We start from the raw sequence: 16815 nt of genomic DNA, 5'->3' as shown, positions 1-16815 counted from the left end.
TTAGCCCTCACTCGCGGCAAAGACCATGACGCGCTTTTTCGGCAGCTCGATCATCATGCGCCGGCCCTCTTCCAGCGCGAACCGGCGCACCGCGTTCATAGAGAAATTCGCAAAGAGCTCGCCCTTGCCGAATGTGTCTGAGGCCAGGCGGCACCGCCAATAAGAGCCGAGAAATTCCATCTCGGTCACGTCGACATCAAGGGTGTTGCCTTGCGTTTCAATCTCACCGGCTGCGCCGGCCTCGGCACCGTGGGGGATCACATCCTCGGGCCTGATCGCGACGATCACCTTCTCGCCTTCGGCGAAACTGTGCGGCGCGGTGTCGATCACCTTATCTCCGCAACTGACGCGGCCCGGTCCTGCCGAAACGGCATCGAGTTGATTCATGTCACCGATGAAACCCGCAACGAAAAGCGTGCTGGGATGGCGGTAAACCTCGGTCGGGGTGCCGACCTGTTCGACCCGGCCATGATTTATTACGACGATCCGGTCGGCCATCGACAGCGCCTCTTCCTGATCGTGCGTCACCATAACGGTGGTCACGCCCAGCTTGCGCTGAAACTCCTTTATTTCGTGGCGCAAATGCACGCGCACCTTGGCGTCAAGCGCCGACAAAGGCTCGTCCAGCAGCAAAAGGCCCGGGCTGGTGGCAATGGCGCGCGCCAGCGCGATGCGCTGTTGCTGGCCGCCCGACAACTGGGCGGGATATTTCTTGCGCTGCTCTTCCAGACCGACCAGCCCGAGAAGCTCGGTCACGCGTGCGTCGATTTCGGGCTTTTTCCGGCCCGTGTTTTCAAGGCCAAAGGCGATGTTGCGCTCGATCGTGAGGTTCGGGAAAAGCGCGTAGGATTGAAAGACGATGCCAAAATCGCGCTGAGATGGGGGCAGCATCGAGACATCCTTGCCCCCTTGGTGGACCGAACCGCGCGTTTGCAGGTCCAGCCCCGCGATGGCGCGGAGCAGCGTGGTCTTGCCGCAGCCGGACGGGCCCAGAAAACAGACAAACTCACCTTCCTTGATTTCAAGTGAGACATCGCTGAGCGCCAGGAAATCATCAAAGGCTTTCCACAGGTTATCGATCTTGAGGTAGACGGGGGCTGTGGTCGCCTCGGGCACTGGACGCGTCCTTTCGGGTCGGGAAAATTCTGATTTCATGCAAGGGAAGGGGCGGCCAACACCGGGCCGCCCCCCTTTCTCTGGATAGGGCGTTACTGCGGGTCAGACTTGCCGTCGTAACGCTTCTGCCACTCTTCCAGGATACGCGCGCGATTGTTTGCCGCGAACTCGAAATCGTTCTCGATCATCGCCTCTTCGAGACCTTCGGGGAAGTAATCCACCGGCTGGGCGATGCCCGGAATGGCGACGACGGCATAACCGACGTTATACATGCGCATCGCGTCCTCGGTCACAGTAAAGTCGACCAGCTTTTGCGCGGCCTCGGGGCTGTCGGTGCCCGCGACGATCGCCGTGGCTTCCATGTCCCAGCCAACACCTTCGCTGGGCACGATGATCTCGATGGGCGCGCCTTCGGCCTTGGACTTGGCACCGCGGAATGCGAACGAAATGCCGATCGGGATCTCGCCCGACGCGGCCAGTTTGCAAGGTGCCGAGCCGGAGTGGGTGTAGCGCGCGATGTTTTCATGCAGCGCATCCATGTAGGCCCAGCCCTCGTCTTCGCCGAACATCTGCAACCAGCTGGAGACATCGAGGAAGCCCGTGCCCGAGGAGTTCGGGTTTGGCATGATGACGTGACCCTCATACTGGGGGTCGGCCAGATCCTTCCAGGAGGTCGGAACCTCAAGGCCCAGCTTCTCGCCCTCGATGGTGTTGAAGCAGACCGAGGCGACCCATGCATCCATGCCGACCCATGCCGGGGGCGTGCTGTTGTCCACGAAATTCGGGCTCAGCTTGTCGACGCCGGCGGGCGCATATGGCTCCAGCATGCCTTCGGACTTGAGCAGCAGCAGCGACGTCGCGGCGAGGCCCCAAACGACATCCGCCTGTGGGTTGTCACGCTCGGCCAGCAGCTTGGCGGTGATGACACCAGTCGAATCGCGCACCCAGTTGATGGTGATGTCGGGGTGGACCTCGTTGAATTTCTCGGCGTAGCGGGCCAGATCCTCGGCCTCGACGGCGGTATAGACAGTAAGTTCTGTCTCGGCCGTTGCGGCCGTTGCAAAAAGGGCCGCCGTCATGGCCGTCAGGGCGGATGTGAGTTTCAATTTCATGGTCTTCTCCACTGTTACAGATGGGCATATGGCCCGAAGCGTGATTGGCACGGCCTTCTTTAGGACCGCTTTGAAACAAGACTGTGACAGATCAATGCGCCATGAAAGCCGAATTAACCTATCAACCCATTAGTTATACCTATGGATGATCATCGCCCGTTTTTCAGGCAGGCGGGACGGAAAGGCACAGATGCAGAACATGATGACACTGGCGGCGCAGGATACCAGCCCTCTGGCACGCGCCAGCGCCAAGTGTCCTTGCGCCATATTCTGCTAGTGAACTGCGGAATGTGGGGGGCCGACCAGTGGTCAGTCGTCCTTGTCATCTTCCATGTTCTGGATCAGCCGCGTTTCGAGCAATTGGCCATTACGATAGAGAATCGGATAGGCCACCGCCGAGATATGTCCGTTCATATCCCGCAAGGCGCGCAGCGATTCCAGATGCACATCGCTCGATTCGAAGCTGTCGGCGCGCCCCTCGGACAGCCGTTGCAAGTGGCGCTTGCGACTGCGCCGCTCCATTTGCTTCATCTCGGTCTTTTCCATCACGAGAAGCCGCGCGCTCTCCAGATCGTCGGAAATAAGGACATTGCTGGCGAGTTTGAAATTGGCGCTCACCGCCTCGAACATGCGTGTCAATTCAGCCCAGCCGTCTTTGGACAGGTTCACGCCCTCATCGCGCTTTTCAGCGGCCGAGCTCAGAAATTGCCCAGACACCAGATCGCCCGCCGCCTCCAGCCGAATGGCGTATTCCATGAGGCTTCGCACGATCTTGGCCTCTTCGCGCGAGTATTTCTCCATCGGAAGGCCCGCCACATAGCGCCGGATCGCCAAGAGCGCCGCATTGACGGCATTGTCCTGCAACTTGATCGCGCGCATGCGGGCGCTGTCGCCATCCTCATAGATCGACTGAATTGGCAGATACATGCGCTCGACCAGCCCCATCATACGCAAAAGCTCGCGCTTGAGGCTGGCGATGGCCATCTGGGGCTTGTCCACGACATCGGGATCCAGAACGCTGACCTCGTCATGCTGGGCGGGGGCATTTTGCGCGGCATCCGTCATCATCGCCGTAAAGGGCCGTGCCAATGGGCGGCAAAGCACCAGCCCCACCAACAGCAAAGACGCGTTGAAGGCAATATGCGCGTAGATCAGCGACTGCTCGGGCGAGACGATCATCAGGCGCGCCGGCTCGAACCCGAGGTTGATTCCAAGCAATGCCGCCAACGCCCATGTGCCGCGTAGCGCCAGATTGGCCAGCGGAATACGCCGGCCCTGCGCACTCATCCCGCGCGTCAGGTAGACAGGGATGCCCGCGCTGCCCAGATTCGCCCCCAGCACCAGAGACAGACCGGCGGCAAAGGGAAGCGCCCCGATATGGACCAGCGTGACGCACATCAAAATCGCCGCAACGCTGGAGTGCATAACAAAGGCCAGCGCAGCCCCGACGATGAAGGCGGTAATGAAATCCCGTGCCAGATAGCCTGAAATGGCGGGCAGAAAGGCGCTGTCCTTGATCGGCTCCATCGTCTCGCGCAAGAGTTGCAAAGAGATCAGGATGAACGCGACACCCATCAGGATACGCCCCGCTTGCCGCCATTTGCGGCCCTCAGTCTTGATAAAAAGCCACCCACCGATTGTCAGCAGCAGCGGCACCAACCAATCCAGCCGGAACGACAGCACCTGAATAATCAGTGCCGATCCCAGATCGCCCCCCAGCACCACCGCCAGCCCCGCCGGAAAAGCCAGGTAGCCCGCAGCGGCAAAGCCCGACGCCAAAAGCGCCACAGCCGCCGAACTTTGAAGAATCAGCGCCAGCATCACACCCGTCGCGCCAGACCCTGCCAGACTCTGGCTTTCGGTCAGCCAGCGTTGGAACTGCGCGCCAAAACTCCGCTCGATCCCGGTGCGCACCATGCGCACGGCGAACAGCAAAAGCATCGTTGCCCCGGCGAGGCTGATCAAAAAACTGAGGATTGCCATGGTCTTGTTCCGCTCCAACCGAACTGCGGGCCGCGCCCGCAACCGACACGGGCATGGGCTTGGTGGCAACTTGGACGCCGCCATTAAGCCTCTGTCGATGTTACAAGCGCGTTACAAATCACATAGCGGCCCGTTATCCCAGACATATTTTTGGGCAACCGGCTTGTGGCAGCCGAACAATATGCACCGCCCCCGGCACAAATCGCTCAGGCACCGGGAACAGGCGCGCTCCGCTTTTGTTGATGTATCAGGCAGGCAAACAGCGCGGGAAATATGCCCGTGCCACATTGCTTGAACAATGAAAAAACGGAGTCCAAAATGAACGTTCTAGTGGCCGGAGCAACCGGAAAAACGGGTCGCCGTCTGATTGGCGAATTGCAGAACAAGGGGCACACCCCGATCGCGATGGTGCGCGAAAGCTCGGATACTAGCGTTTTGCCGCAAGGCGCCGAAACCCGTCTTGGGGATTTGAAGAATTTGCAGGATGACATCTGCCAGGACTGCGATGCCGTTGTTTTTGCAGCAGGATCCGGCAGTGACACCAGCGAGGAAATGACGATGAAGGTTGATCGCGACGGCGCGATGCGTCTGGTCGATCTGGCTGCGAAATCCGGTGTCGCGCGTTTTGTGATGCTCAGCTCGGTCGGTGCCGATCAGCCAGAGCAAGGCGGCAATATGCAGCATTACCTGCAAGCCAAACATGACGCCGACGAACACCTCAAGGCGTCGGGCCTGACCTATGCCATCTTGCGCCCGGTTCGCCTGACGGATGACGACGGTCAGCGCGACATGCGTTTCGGGGATGGCGTTGACCCAGGGGCCAGCGCGGCGCGCGGTGATGTCGCCGCCGCCTTGGCAGAGGCGGTAGATGATGAAAACTGGTCCGGCAGGGTGCTGTTGATGCAATCCGCCTGAGGGGGCGTTCAACCGACGTATCTGCAAGGCAGATGCCTGCAGCGCGGGTGTGGGGGCCTGCCATGCGGGCAGGCCCCCCGCCCTCATCAGAAGTCCAGGTTTTCCACGTTCAGTGCATTTTGCTGGATGAACTCGCGGCGCGGCTCGACGACATCGCCCATCAACTTGGTAAAGAGATCGTCAGCCTCGGCCACATCATCGACCTCGACCCTCAGCAAGGTGCGCGCATCGGGATCCAGCGTTGTCTCCCACAGCTGATCGGGGTTCATCTCGCCCAGGCCCTTGTATCGCTGGAGTGACAGGCCCTTTTCACCCTCTGCCAGAATAGCGTTCAGCAGGTCCATCGGACCATAGATCATCTGGCTGCGATCCTTCCGCATCAGCTTGGCAGGCTTGTCGTAGGTATCCTGCAAATGCTGGGTAAAGCTTCCGGTGCGCTTGGCCTCACCGCCACGCATAACCGGACCGTCCAGCGTGCGCACTTCTTCGACGCCGCGCAGGATACGGGCAAGGCGGATGCCATGATCCTGCGTGATCCGGCCCTGCCAGCCACGCTCGTATTCCACCGCGATCAAGTTCAGCCGCTCGGCGACCTTATCGGCCACGCCCTGCAAGTTGTCCTGCACGGCACCCGGCTCGAAGACGCCTGCGATGGCAGCCTGCTCAAGGATGTGGCGCGGATAATGGGTCGGAAACGCCTCAAGCACACGGCGCAACTGCCGCGCCTTGTCGACGACACTGGCGAGGTCTTGTCCCGCAATATCCTCTCCATTGCCAAGACGCAGCGTCACACCGTCAACCCCCTGATCAATCAGGTAATTTTCCATTGCGGTCTCATCCTTGAGGTAGACCTCGGACTTGCCCCGCGAGACTTTGTAGAGCGGCGGCTGCGCAATGAAGAGGTGCCCGTTTTCAATGAGTTCAGGCATCTGGCGATAAAAGAAGGTCAGCAAGAGCGTGCGGATATGCGCGCCGTCCACGTCCGCGTCCGTCATGATGACGATCTTGTGGTAGCGCAGCTTGGCAATGTTGAATTCGTCGCGGCCAATGCCCGTGCCGAGGGCCATCACGAGGTTGCCGATCTCCTGACTGCCCAGCATCCGGTCAAAGCGCGCACGCTCCACGTTCAGGATCTTGCCCTTCAGCGGCAGGATCGCCTGCGTGCCCCGGTCGCGGCCCGTCTGCGCGCTGCCCCCCGCGCTATCCCCCTCGACGAGGAACACCTCGGTCTTGGTCGGATCCTTTTCCGAGCAATCCTTCAGCTTGCCGGCGAGGAAGTTCACATCCATCGCGGATTTGCGCCGCGTCAGCTCGCGCGCCTTGCGCGCCGCCTCGCGGGCCAGCGCGGCCTCGACAATCTTCGAGGTGATGATCTTGGCCTCATTCGGGTTCTCTTCGAACCACTCAGCCAGCTTTTCCGACACGAGATTCTCGACCGCCGGACGCACCTCGGAGCTTACCAGCTTGTCCTTGGTCTGGCTCGAGAATTTCGGGTCCGGCACCTTGACCGACAAGACACAGGTCAGACCTTCGCGCGCATCATCGCCGGTGAAGTTGACCTTCTCCTTCTTGGCGATGCCGCTCGATTGCGCGTAGTTGTTGATCGTCCGGGTCAGCGCCCCGCGAAAACCTGCCATATGCGCGCCGCCATCACGCTGCGGGATGTTGTTGGTGAAGGGCAAAACCGTCTCGTGATAGCTGTCGTTCCACCACATTGCGACTTCGATACCGATATCGTCGCGCTCGCCGGTTATGAAAATCGGATCGGGCAGCATCGCCGCCTTGTGCCGGTCCAGATATTTGACGAACTCGCGCACGCCGCCCTCGTAGAACAACTCGCTTTCGCGCGGCTCTTCGGGTCGCTCGTCGCGCAAGACGATGCGCACGCCGGAATTCAGGAACGCCAGTTCGCGCAGGCGCTTCTCCAACGTATCGAAACTATAGGCGAGGTTGGAAAAGGTCGTGGTCGAGGCGAGAAACCGAACTTCGGTCCCTTTGCGGCCATTCGCATCGCCTACAATCTCAAGATGCCGCACGGTATCGCCCCTCTCGAAGCGGGCGATATGTTCCTTGCCATTGCGCCACACCCTCAGCTCCAGCCAGTCACTCAGCGCGTTGACGACCGACACGCCAACGCCGTGCAGACCGCCCGAGACCTTGTAGGAGTTCTGGTCGAATTTGCCGCCCGCGTGCAGCTGGGTCATGATGACCTCGGCAGCCGATACGCCCTCTTCCTCGTGGATTGCGACGGGAACGCCGCGCCCATTGTCGCTGACCGAAACCGAGCTATCGCCATGGATCGTCACCGTCACGCGGTCGGCATGACCGGCCAACGCTTCGTCAATGCCGTTGTCGACGACCTCATAGACCATATGATGCAAGCCCGAGCCATCGTCAGTGTCACCGATGTACATGCCCGGTCGCTTGCGGACAGCGTCCAAACCTTTGAGAACCTTGATAGAATCTGCGCCATATTCTTCTGGCGCGGCCACAGCCTCGGACATGCGAAATTTCCCTAGTGATTTTATGATTTTATAAGGGTTTCGACAGGGGATGTCACGCAAGTATGCGCCGATTTCCGCCCCCTTGCACGGCCCGCCTCACAGCGGCGAGACCTGCGAAACCCCCTCCTCTTCGGTCACCTCGATATGCTGGGCGCGCGCGCCCAGTTCGGCAAAGAGCTCAGGACCCGTCCCCGTCATCCACGCCTGCGCTCCCAGCGCACATATCTCATCGTAAAGCGCGGCGCGCCGCCCGGCGTCCAGATGCGCGGCCACCTCGTCGAGCAAAAGGATCGGCGGCGCCCCGAAGGACTTTGCCAGCGCCCGGGCGTTGGCCAGGATCAGCGACACCAGCAGCGCCTTTTGCTCGCCAGTGCTGCAATCCTTGGCCGGCACGCCCTTGGCCGCATAGACGCCATGGAGATCCGCCCGATGCGGCCCCACAAGCGTGCGCCCGGCCACCAGATCGCGAAAGCGGCTTTCGGCAAGCGCAGCGCGGTAATCCTCGGCACTGCCAGGCATCTCGCCATCGGTCGCCGTCAGCTCCAGTTCGGCCACCGGAAATGCCGTCTCGGCCTCAGCCTGCGCACCATGCAGCTCATCGAGCGCGGCGCGGCGGCCTGCGTCGATCTCGGCGCCCCGAACAGCCAACTGCGCCTCGAGCGCCAGATACCAATGCGCGTCACGCACCTGATCCTTCAGCAGACGATTGCGCTCGCGCATCGCCTTTTCGAAATCCAGCACGGCCTCGGCATGAGAGGGCCTGAAGCTCATCGTGACACGGTCCAGAAATCGCCGCCGCCCTTCCGCCCCCTCGATCCACAGACGGTCCATCGACGGCACCAGCCACAGCACGCGCGCCATGCGTCCCAGCGCCAGTTGCGGCGCCGCCTTGTCGTCGATGCGCACCTGCCGCGCCGCTCCATCCTCCGCCCAGATCTCGATCTCATGGACCCGCCCCAACGAGTGCAGCACGCCCGTCAGCTTCCAGCCCAGCGCCTCGGGCCGACGCACCATATCCTGCGCCGCCGACCGGCGCAGTCCGCGACCGGGCGAAAACAGCGATACCGCCTCGATCAGATTTGTCTTGCCCGCGCCATTGGGGCCATGGATCGCCACAGGCCGCGCGTCCAGGCTCAGCGCCGCCGATTTATGCGAGCGGAAGTGCGAAAGACGAAGGGATGACAGATATAGTTCCGTCATCCCTTAACTTTCATTGTTCGAAAAATACTCAAACCCGCGCGATGTCACACGCGCATCGGCATGACGACATAGACGGCGCTCAGGTCATTCCCCTCCCGCATCAGCGTCGGATCGCCGGCGGAATTGAACAAGAACACCGCGTTTTCCCGGTCGACCTGACTCGCGATCTCCAGCAGATATTTCGCGTTGAAGCCAATCTCGAGACGCTCGTCACCATAGGCCACGGCCAGTTCTTCCTCGGCGGCGCCGCTATCGGGCGCATTGACGCTCAGAATCAGGCGGTCTTCGTCCAGCGACAGCTTGACTGCGCGCGACCGTTCGCTGCTGACGGTGGCAACGCGGTCAACCGCCTTGGCGAATTCCGCGGCATCCACCTCCATCCTGCGGGTGTTGCCCTGCGGGATGACGCGCGTGTAATCGGGAAATGTGCCGTCGATGACCTTGGATGTCAGTGTGATGTTCGGTGTGGCAAAGCGGATCTTGGTCTCGCTGACCGAAACGGCGATCATCATGTCATCGTCATCCAGCAGCTTGCGCAGCTCGCCCACGGTCTTGCGGGGCACGATGACGCCCGGCATATCTTCGGCGCCGCTGGGCAGATCCGCATCGATCCGCGCAAGGCGGTGGCCATCCGTCGCCACGCAGCGCAGCACCTGGCCATCCTCGCCGGTTGCGACATGCATGTAGACGCCATTGAGATAATAGCGCGTCTCCTCGGTGGAGATGGCGAATTTGGACTTGTCGAAAAGGCGGCGCAGCACTGGTGCCTTGGCCGAGAAATTGCTGGCGTATTCCGACGACGCCATCACCGGGAAGTCCTCTTTTGGCAGCGTGGCAAGGTTGAAGTTCGACCGCCCCGCCTCGACCGTCAGGCGCCCGGAGGTGCCGTCGTCGGCCAGCGTGACCAGCGCGCCGTCGGGCAGCTTGCGAACGATCTCGTGCAAGGTCACAGCAGACACTGTCGTCGCGCCGGGGCGCTCGACCTGCGCTGCGGCCTTGTCACTGACCTCGATGTCGAGGTCGGTGGCGCGGAAATTCACCGTGTCGCCCTCGGCCTCGATCAGCACGTTTGCGAGGATCGGGATCGTGTTGCGGCGCTCGACCACCGACTGCGCCTGCGAGACGGCCTTGAGCAAGGTTCCGCGTTCGATACTGAGCTTCATGCCCATTCTCCCTTAAACGTGCCGGCGCCGTGCCGGGACTGGCACGGTATCGAAACCGCCTTGCGGCGCAAGTCATTAGTTGGGTTTGTGATCGGGAAACCCCAAGCGGTCAAGTCCCCCTTGACACAAGGCCTCATCGGGCCCGCCCGCCCCCTTACGCCTCCAGCGTGCGGCGCAGCAGATCCAGGTCCTCTGCGATCTGCGCATCGGCCACGCGCAACTCGTCGATGCGGCGCACACCGTGCATGACCGTGGTGTGATCGCGTCCGCCAAAACGGCGCCCGATTTCGGGCAGGCTGCGCGAGGTCATATGCTTGGACAGATACATCGCCACCTGGCGCGGGCGGGCAAAAACGCGCACGCGCTTGGGGCCGATCAGATCGCTCAGGCGGATGTTGTAATGATCCGACACCTGCCGCTGAATCTCTTCGATGGTCACCTGCCGCTCGCTGCTGCGCAGGACATCAGCAAGGCAATCCTGCGTCAGCTCCATCGTGATCTCGTGCCCGACCAGCGAGGCGAAGGCGAAAAGACGCGTCAGAGCACCCTCAAGGACGCGCACGTTCTTGGTGATGCGCATGGCAAGGAATTCCAGCACGCCATCCGCCAGAACGAGGCCCGGATACTGCGAGCGATAAAATTCGACCTTGGACTGCAAGATGCCAAGGCGCAGCTCGTAATTGGTGGGGTGCAGGTCCACGACGAGGCCGCATTGCAGGCGCGACTTGATCCGCTCTTCCAGCTTCTCGATCTCGCCGGGTGCGCGGTCCGCCGAGATGATGATCTGCTTGCCGCCATCGACCAATGCGTTGAAGGTATGAAAGAATTCCTCCTGCGTGCTGTCCTTGCCCGCGATGAACTGAACGTCGTCGACCATCAGCACATCGACCGAGCGGAACATGGACTTGAAGTCCATCATCTTGCGTTCGCGCAGGGCCGACACAAAGCGATACATGAATTGCTCGGCCGAGAGATAAACGACATTGAGCTCCGGCTGGCGCTGCGACAGCTCCCATGCGATCGCGTGCATCAAGTGCGTCTTGCCGAGGCCGACCCCACCATAAAGGAAGAGCGGGTTGAACGTGACGGGGCCACCGCTGGCGACGCGCTTTGCCGCCGCATGGGCCAACTCGTTTGGCTTGCCCACGACGAAGGTGTCGAAGGTGAAGCGCCGGTCAAGCGGCGCGGCAGGCATGCTGGGGTCGCGGGGCGCGGGGCTGGGCGTGGCGCTGGCGGCCTGGGAGGCTGCGCGCGGTGCTGCGGGGCGGCTGGCCTGATTGGCAGGGACGCGGAAATGAACGCGGCGGATATCGGGCGAGATGGTGCGCGCATGATACAGGATCTGGTCGCCGTATTTCTGGGACACGTAATTGCCGACGAAGCTGGTCGGAACGGCGAATGTGGCGACGCCCTCATCGACATGCGACAGCTCCAGTGGCTCGATCCAGCTTTTGTAATTGCTCTTGCCGATCGTCTTCAAAAGGTCCTGCTTGAGTTGACCCCATTGATCTTGTGTCATGCGTACCTGCTTCTGCGGCTCTTGTCGTTTCAGTTCCTGCGCGGCGACGTCCCAGACCCCACACAAACGATCACGATCCGCGCCCAAAGCACACACCCCTACCACCCTGCCGAACCAATGTCCGTCAGTGGCGCCCGTCCCTTTCGGAACGGACGATGGTGGAACATGACAATCGCGAAACCGTGGTCAGAATCACCACGCATCCGCGACCGACATAAGTAATGCTTTATTTGGACAGGCCGGGTTGCCCCGTGAAGATTACCATGTGGCGCAAGCCCCCCAAAGGCCCACCACCGGAATCAGCTTGTCCCCCCAAGCGTGAATCGCAACGCCAAGTTAGCAAGCGGGCGCGCGCTGCGGCAACCTATCTTATGTCTTGACTCTGTTTTTGCGCAAAAAGAATCCGAGCGCCTCAAATCGGCCACATAAACACAAAAGGCGCCCCTTTCGGGACGCCTTTTAAACCAATTTCGTCAAGTGGTTGTATCAGCCGATGGACTTCACGCGGCTGGCCAGACGCGACATCTTGCGCGAGGCCGTGTTCTTGTGAAAAACACCTTTGGTGACACCGCGCATCAGCTCGGGCTGGGCCGCGCGCAGGGCGGTTTCGGCCGCAGACTTGTCACCCGACGCGATAGCCTCTTCGACCTTGCGCAGGTATGTGCGGATGCGCGAACGGCGGGCTTTGTTGACCGCGAGGCGCGTTTCGTTCTGACGTGCGCGTTTTTTCGACTGGGGCGTATTTGCCATGAGAATTCTACCTTCGGACTTGTGTCTGTTTCGAACTTGCGTGGAACGCGAGGACACCGTCCGGGCCTTTGGCATCGTCCATCAGGACTGGCCAAAGTGATTCTTGCCTGAGCGGGCATCGCGCGCATGTATGGAGGACGTCTTTAAGACGAGACGATCATGATTGCAACTGCCTTCATGACCGCCCGCATCATGCGCCCCGTCTCACTTGTCGCGGAACTGTGCCTGACGCTTTTCCTTGAAGGCGGCCATGCCCTCGGACTGATCTTCGGTCGCGAACAGCGAGTGGAACACGCGCCGCTCGAACAAGAGACCCTCCTGCAAGGTCGTCTCGTAGCTGCGGTTTACCGCCTCCTTGATGGCCAGCACGGACATCATGGACTTCTCGGTGATCTTGCCCGCTGCCGCGCGCGCCTCTTCCTTCAGCTTCTTGACTGGCACGACACGGCTGACCAGCCCAGAGCGCTCGGCCTCTTCGGCATCCATGAAGCGGCCCGTCAGGTTCATGTCCATCGCCTTGGACTTGCCCACGAAACGCGTCAGGCGCTGCGACCCGCCAAGGCCCGCCATGATGCCCAGATTGATTTCGGGCTGACCGAACTTGGCCGTCTCACTGGCGATGATGAAGTCGCACATCATGGCCAATTCGCAGCCCCCGCCCAGCGCATAGCCGGAAACGGCGGCGATGATCGGCTTGCGAATGCGGGTGATGGCATCATGCTGTGCGCCAAAGAAGTCCTCGGAGAACATTTCGACAAAGTTCTTGTCGGACATCATCTTGACGTCGGCCCCGGCGGCGAACGCCTTGTCCGAGCCGGTCAGGATGATGCATCGCACCTTGTCGTTGGCCTGCGCCTCCTGAAGCGCGGTTACCAACTCGCCCAACAGCTGGTCGTTCAGCGCGTTGAGGGCATCGGGGCGGTTGAGGGTGATCTGGGCGACGTGGTCTTCTACTTCGACGATGATCGTCTCATAGGCCATGAAATATGCTTTCGCTTGTTTCTGTCAGACGGGCAGTCTTACCACCGTTGCAATCCGGATCAACCGAATCTTGTTGCGCAGTCCACAGTCGGCAATTTCACCGCTGGCATTTGCCGCAGTAGAAACTGGAGCGTCCCGATTGCACCACGCGGGCAATGGTGCCTGCGCATCCCACGCGGCGGCAAGGCTCGCCCTCGCGATCATAGACATCAAATCGGTGCTGGAAATATCCCAACTCGCCATCTGCCCGGCGAAAGTCGCGCAAGGACGATCCCCCCGCCTCGATCGCATCGCGCAACACGTCGCGGATGATGGGCACGAGGGACGCCGCCCGGCGCGCACCAATATTGCCGGCCCGCCGGCGCGGCGAAATGCCCGCCCGGTAAAGCGCCTCGCACACATAGATATTGCCAAGGCCGGCGATCAGGCGCTGATCCAGCAGGGCTGATTTGATCGGTGTATTCTTGGCCGCCAGTGCCGCCACCAGATACGCCTCGTCAAAGCTGTTGCCCAATGGCTCGGGGCCCAGCTTGGCAAGAAGGGGGTGGGCCTCCGCCTCGGATGTGGCAAACATGTCCATCGCACCGAACCGGCGCGGATCGTTGAAGGTGACGCGCGCGCCGCTCGCCATGTGAAACACGACGTGATCGTGTTTTTCTGCGGCGGGATGTGCGTGCACGAACTGGCCCAGCGGATCTCCTGAAATCAGCATCCTGCCCGACATGCCAAGATGAATCAGCAGCGTCTCGCCGCCTGACAGATCGGCAAGAATGTATTTTGACCGTCGCCGCAGACCGCGCACATGCTGGCCCTCGAGGCGCTGCGCCATGTTTTCGGGAAAGGGCCAGCGCAAATCGGGCCGGTTCACATCCGCGCGCGCGATCACCGCCCCCTCCATCACGGGCGCGAGACCACGGCGCACCGTCTCGACTTCGGGTAATTCAGGCATGTCCCGCCTCTGCTGAGAGTGCCGCATTGTGTCTGCGGCCTTGCGCCCTATAACAAGGGGTGATCCCAGCGCAAGGCAAGAGCGATGACCGAGAACACCACCCATTTCGGATTTCAGGACATCCCCGAAGATGAAAAAGCAGGCCGCGTGCGCGGCGTCTTTGGCTCGGTCGCCAGCAAGTATGACGTGATGAACGACGTCATGAGCATGGGCATCCACCGCGTCTGGAAAGACGCGATGATGGATTGGCTGGCCCCGCCTGCCGGCCAGCGCCTGCTGGATGTCGCGGGCGGCACCGGTGATATCGCCTTTCGGTTCCTGAAGCGCGCGGGCAGCGGCCATGCGACCGTGCTGGACCTGACCGAGCCGATGCTGGTCGAGGGACGCAAGCGCGCCGAAGCAGAAGCCATGGCCGAAAGTCTTGATTGGGTCGTGGGCGACGCGATGGCGCTGCCTTTCGAGGATAACTCCTTTGACGTCTATACGATCAGCTTTGGCATCCGGAATGTGACCCGCCCGCAGGAGGCCCTGAACGAGGCGTACCGCGTGCTGCGCCCCGGCGGGCGCCTGATGGTGCTGGAATTCAGCCAGATCCCGAACGACATGATGCAAAAGGCGTATGACCTCTACAGCTTCAACATCATCCCTCGCATGGGTCAGGCGATTGCCGGGGATCGCGACAGCTATCAGTATCTGGTCGAATCGATCCGCAAGTTCCCCGATCAGGAGACCTTCCTGAGCATGGTGGAGCAGGCTGGTTTCGGGAATGCGAAGTATCGCAACCTCAGCCTCGGCATCGCCTGCCTTCATTCGGGATGGAAAATCTAGCTGATGCGCGGACCGCACAACATCATTCGCCTGATCCGCACGGGCGCCACACTGGAGCGCACCGGCGCGATGGCCGTCATCATGGATGCGCTCGAGGCGCCGCCACTAGTGCGTGGAACGCTGCGTTGCCTTGCCTGGCCATTCAAATGGCTGGGGGCCAAGGGCAATCCGGCCATGCCGCCCGCCCCCCGCGCGCTGACCGCCCTCGGCCCGGCCTACATCAAGTTCGGCCAGATCCTGTCGACGCGGCCTGATTTGGTGGGAAGCGATCTGGCCCAGCAGATGCGCATCCTTCAGGACAAGCTTCCGCCCTTTCCCATCGAGACCGCCAAGGCAACCATCGAGGCCGAGCTGGGGGTGCCAGTCGAACAGATCTTTGACGATTTCAGCCCGCCCGTCGCCGCCGCCTCAATCGCGCAGGTTCACAAGGCGCGCCTGAGAGGCACTGGCGAGGCGGTCGCGATCAAGGTGTTGCGACCCGGTATCGAGCGCGCGTTTCGCGTGGACATCGACGCGTTCTACTTTGCCGCCAACATGATCGAGCTTTTGTCGGCGTCGTCCCGCCGCCTGCGCCCGACCGATATCATCGCCCACTTCGAGGGCGTCGTGATGGGCGAACTGGACCTGAGGCTCGAGGCATCATCAGCCTCGGAATTCGCCGCCAATACCGAAGGCGACGCGGGCTTTCAGCTGCCAAGCATAAAGTGGGATCTGTCGAGCCGTCATGTCATGACGATGGAATGGGCCGACGGCGTGCCCATGGGCGACAATGACGCGATAGACGCCGCCGGGCACGACAGACGGGTGCTGGGCGACCGGGTGCTGCAACTCTTTCTCAGCCATGCGCTACGCGACGGATATTTCCACGCCGACATGCATCAGGGCAATCTCAAAGTCGCGGCGAACGGCAATATCATCATCTATGACTTCGGCATCATGGGGCATATCGACGAGTATACCCGCCGCGTTTATGCCGAGATTCTCTATGGCTTCATCAAGCGCGATTACCAACGCGTCGCCGAGGTCCACTTCGAGGCAGGTTACGTGCCCGCCGACCGCGACGTGGACGAGTTTGCCCGCGCCCTCCGCGCAGTGGGCGAGCCCATCTTCGGCATGGATGCAACGCGCATCAGCATGGGCAATCTTCTGAGCTATCTCTTTGAAGTCACAGAACGCTTCGGCATGGAAACAAGGACCGAGCTGATCCTTTTGCAGCGCACGATGGTCGTTGTCGAGGGTGTTGCGCGCTCTCTCAACCCGCAGATCAACATCTGGCAAGTCGCCAAGCCCGTGGTCGAGGATTACATCCGCAAAAGCCTTGGACCCCGCGCCATTGCGCAAAGCCTTGGACGCACGGCAGCCGTGCTTGCCCGGTTTGGCCCCCGCCTGCCCCAATTGGTCGAGCAGGCGCTGATGCGCAGCGCGGCGCCCCCTCCGCCCGCGCCGCCGCGTCGCCGCCGGCGAGACATGGCCTTCTGGGCCGGTTTTGGCGCTGTTGTGGGCGCGGGTAGCCTGGCAGTCATCCTTTCGTTGCTTTAACGGCGGATCCAAGCCGCAGCGGATCCTTTGCATCACATTCCCGGAAAGAAGCGCATTGGCACCATAATTCCTGTTATTCCTGCACTCGCGTGCCTAGGGTCGCACTGAATACGCGCCCCACAAGGGACCAAAGTGACCTGCAAACAGCCTGAGAACGGCGGTGCGAAAGTCGGCCACGGTAGCGGCGGGATGAGCCTGCTGCGGGCGGCGTAAAAGTCGTCCACCTTTACCCTTTCTGGTGACAGGGAGGGCGGGA

Annotated in this window: 12 protein-coding genes and 1 pseudogene; 3 read left to right on the top strand and 10 right to left on the bottom strand. The window is 61.4% G+C overall.

The window, feature by feature from the left end:
- The 3 genes from V8352_RS12210 to V8352_RS12200 form a co-directional block, all read right to left on the bottom strand.
- Entirely contained in the window at nucleotides 1-1116 is a 1116-nt protein-coding gene (locus V8352_RS12210; RefSeq protein ID WP_336424574.1) for a putative 2-aminoethylphosphonate ABC transporter ATP-binding protein, read from the bottom strand.
- A 92-nt stretch (nucleotides 1117-1208) separates the two neighbouring features.
- Nucleotides 1209-2228: a putative 2-aminoethylphosphonate ABC transporter substrate-binding protein gene (locus V8352_RS12205; protein ID WP_336424573.1), complete on the bottom strand. Its 1020-nt coding sequence runs from the start codon at nucleotides 2226-2228 to the stop codon at nucleotides 1209-1211.
- Nucleotides 2229-2537: 309 nt separating this feature from the next.
- On the bottom strand, nucleotides 2538-4211 hold the full coding sequence (locus V8352_RS12200) for a Na/Pi cotransporter family protein (protein WP_336424572.1): 1674 nt from the start codon (nucleotides 4209-4211) through the stop codon (nucleotides 2538-2540).
- Nucleotides 4212-4529: 318 nt separating this feature from the next.
- Here V8352_RS12200 and V8352_RS12195 point away from each other — a divergent pair, with 318 nt between their 5' ends.
- Complete coding sequence (locus tag V8352_RS12195; RefSeq protein WP_336424571.1) at nucleotides 4530-5126, top strand: SDR family oxidoreductase; 597 nt, start codon at nucleotides 4530-4532, stop codon at nucleotides 5124-5126.
- A gap of 86 nt (nucleotides 5127-5212) precedes the next feature.
- Here the strand turns inward: V8352_RS12195 and gyrB are convergent, their stop codons facing one another.
- The 7 genes from gyrB to mutM all read right to left on the bottom strand — a co-directional run bounded on the left by gyrB (nucleotide 5213) and on the right by mutM (nucleotide 14192).
- Complete coding sequence (gene gyrB, locus V8352_RS12190; protein WP_336424570.1) at nucleotides 5213-7630, bottom strand: DNA topoisomerase (ATP-hydrolyzing) subunit B; 2418 nt, start codon at nucleotides 7628-7630, stop codon at nucleotides 5213-5215.
- A gap of 96 nt (nucleotides 7631-7726) precedes the next feature.
- Nucleotides 7727-8830, bottom strand: coding sequence for a DNA replication/repair protein RecF (gene recF / locus V8352_RS12185; protein ID WP_336424569.1), 1104 nt, complete (start codon nucleotides 8828-8830; stop codon nucleotides 7727-7729).
- 44 nt (nucleotides 8831-8874) lie between these two features.
- A complete protein-coding gene (dnaN, locus tag V8352_RS12180; protein ID WP_336424568.1) occupies nucleotides 8875-9993 on the bottom strand; it encodes a DNA polymerase III subunit beta in 1119 nt (372 codons plus the stop codon).
- Nucleotides 9994-10147: 154 nt separating this feature from the next.
- On the bottom strand, nucleotides 10148-11512 hold the full coding sequence (dnaA, locus tag V8352_RS12175) for a chromosomal replication initiator protein DnaA (RefSeq protein WP_336424567.1): 1365 nt from the start codon (nucleotides 11510-11512) through the stop codon (nucleotides 10148-10150).
- A gap of 486 nt (nucleotides 11513-11998) precedes the next feature.
- Nucleotides 11999-12262, bottom strand: a complete 264-nt coding sequence (gene rpsT / locus V8352_RS12170) for a 30S ribosomal protein S20 (RefSeq protein WP_336424566.1) — start codon at nucleotides 12260-12262, stop codon at nucleotides 11999-12001.
- Between the two features lie 204 nt (nucleotides 12263-12466).
- The gene (locus tag V8352_RS12165; RefSeq protein WP_336424565.1) at nucleotides 12467-13243 is read right to left on the bottom strand and encodes an enoyl-CoA hydratase; all 777 of its coding nucleotides are present in this window, start codon (nucleotides 13241-13243) and stop codon (nucleotides 12467-12469) included.
- A 97-nt stretch (nucleotides 13244-13340) separates the two neighbouring features.
- Nucleotides 13341-14192, bottom strand: coding sequence for a bifunctional DNA-formamidopyrimidine glycosylase/DNA-(apurinic or apyrimidinic site) lyase (gene mutM / locus V8352_RS12160; protein WP_336424564.1), 852 nt, complete (start codon nucleotides 14190-14192; stop codon nucleotides 13341-13343).
- Between the two features lie 81 nt (nucleotides 14193-14273).
- Here mutM and ubiE point away from each other — a divergent pair.
- Nucleotides 14274-15020: pseudogene (gene ubiE, locus V8352_RS12155) on the top strand (bifunctional demethylmenaquinone methyltransferase/2-methoxy-6-polyprenyl-1,4-benzoquinol methylase UbiE); the annotation flags it as partial.
- A 3-nt stretch (nucleotides 15021-15023) separates the two neighbouring features.
- On the top strand, nucleotides 15024-16559 hold the full coding sequence (ubiB, locus tag V8352_RS12150; protein WP_336424563.1) for a 2-polyprenylphenol 6-hydroxylase: 1536 nt from the start codon (nucleotides 15024-15026) through the stop codon (nucleotides 16557-16559).
- Nucleotides 16560-16815 lie beyond the last annotated feature (256 nt).

This window comes from Roseovarius sp. D0-M9 (assembly GCF_037083805.1).
GTDB lineage: Bacteria > Pseudomonadota > Alphaproteobacteria > Rhodobacterales > Rhodobacteraceae > Roseovarius.
Note: the sequence above shows the minus strand (reverse complement) of the source record. Positions and strands in the feature narration are given on the sequence as shown.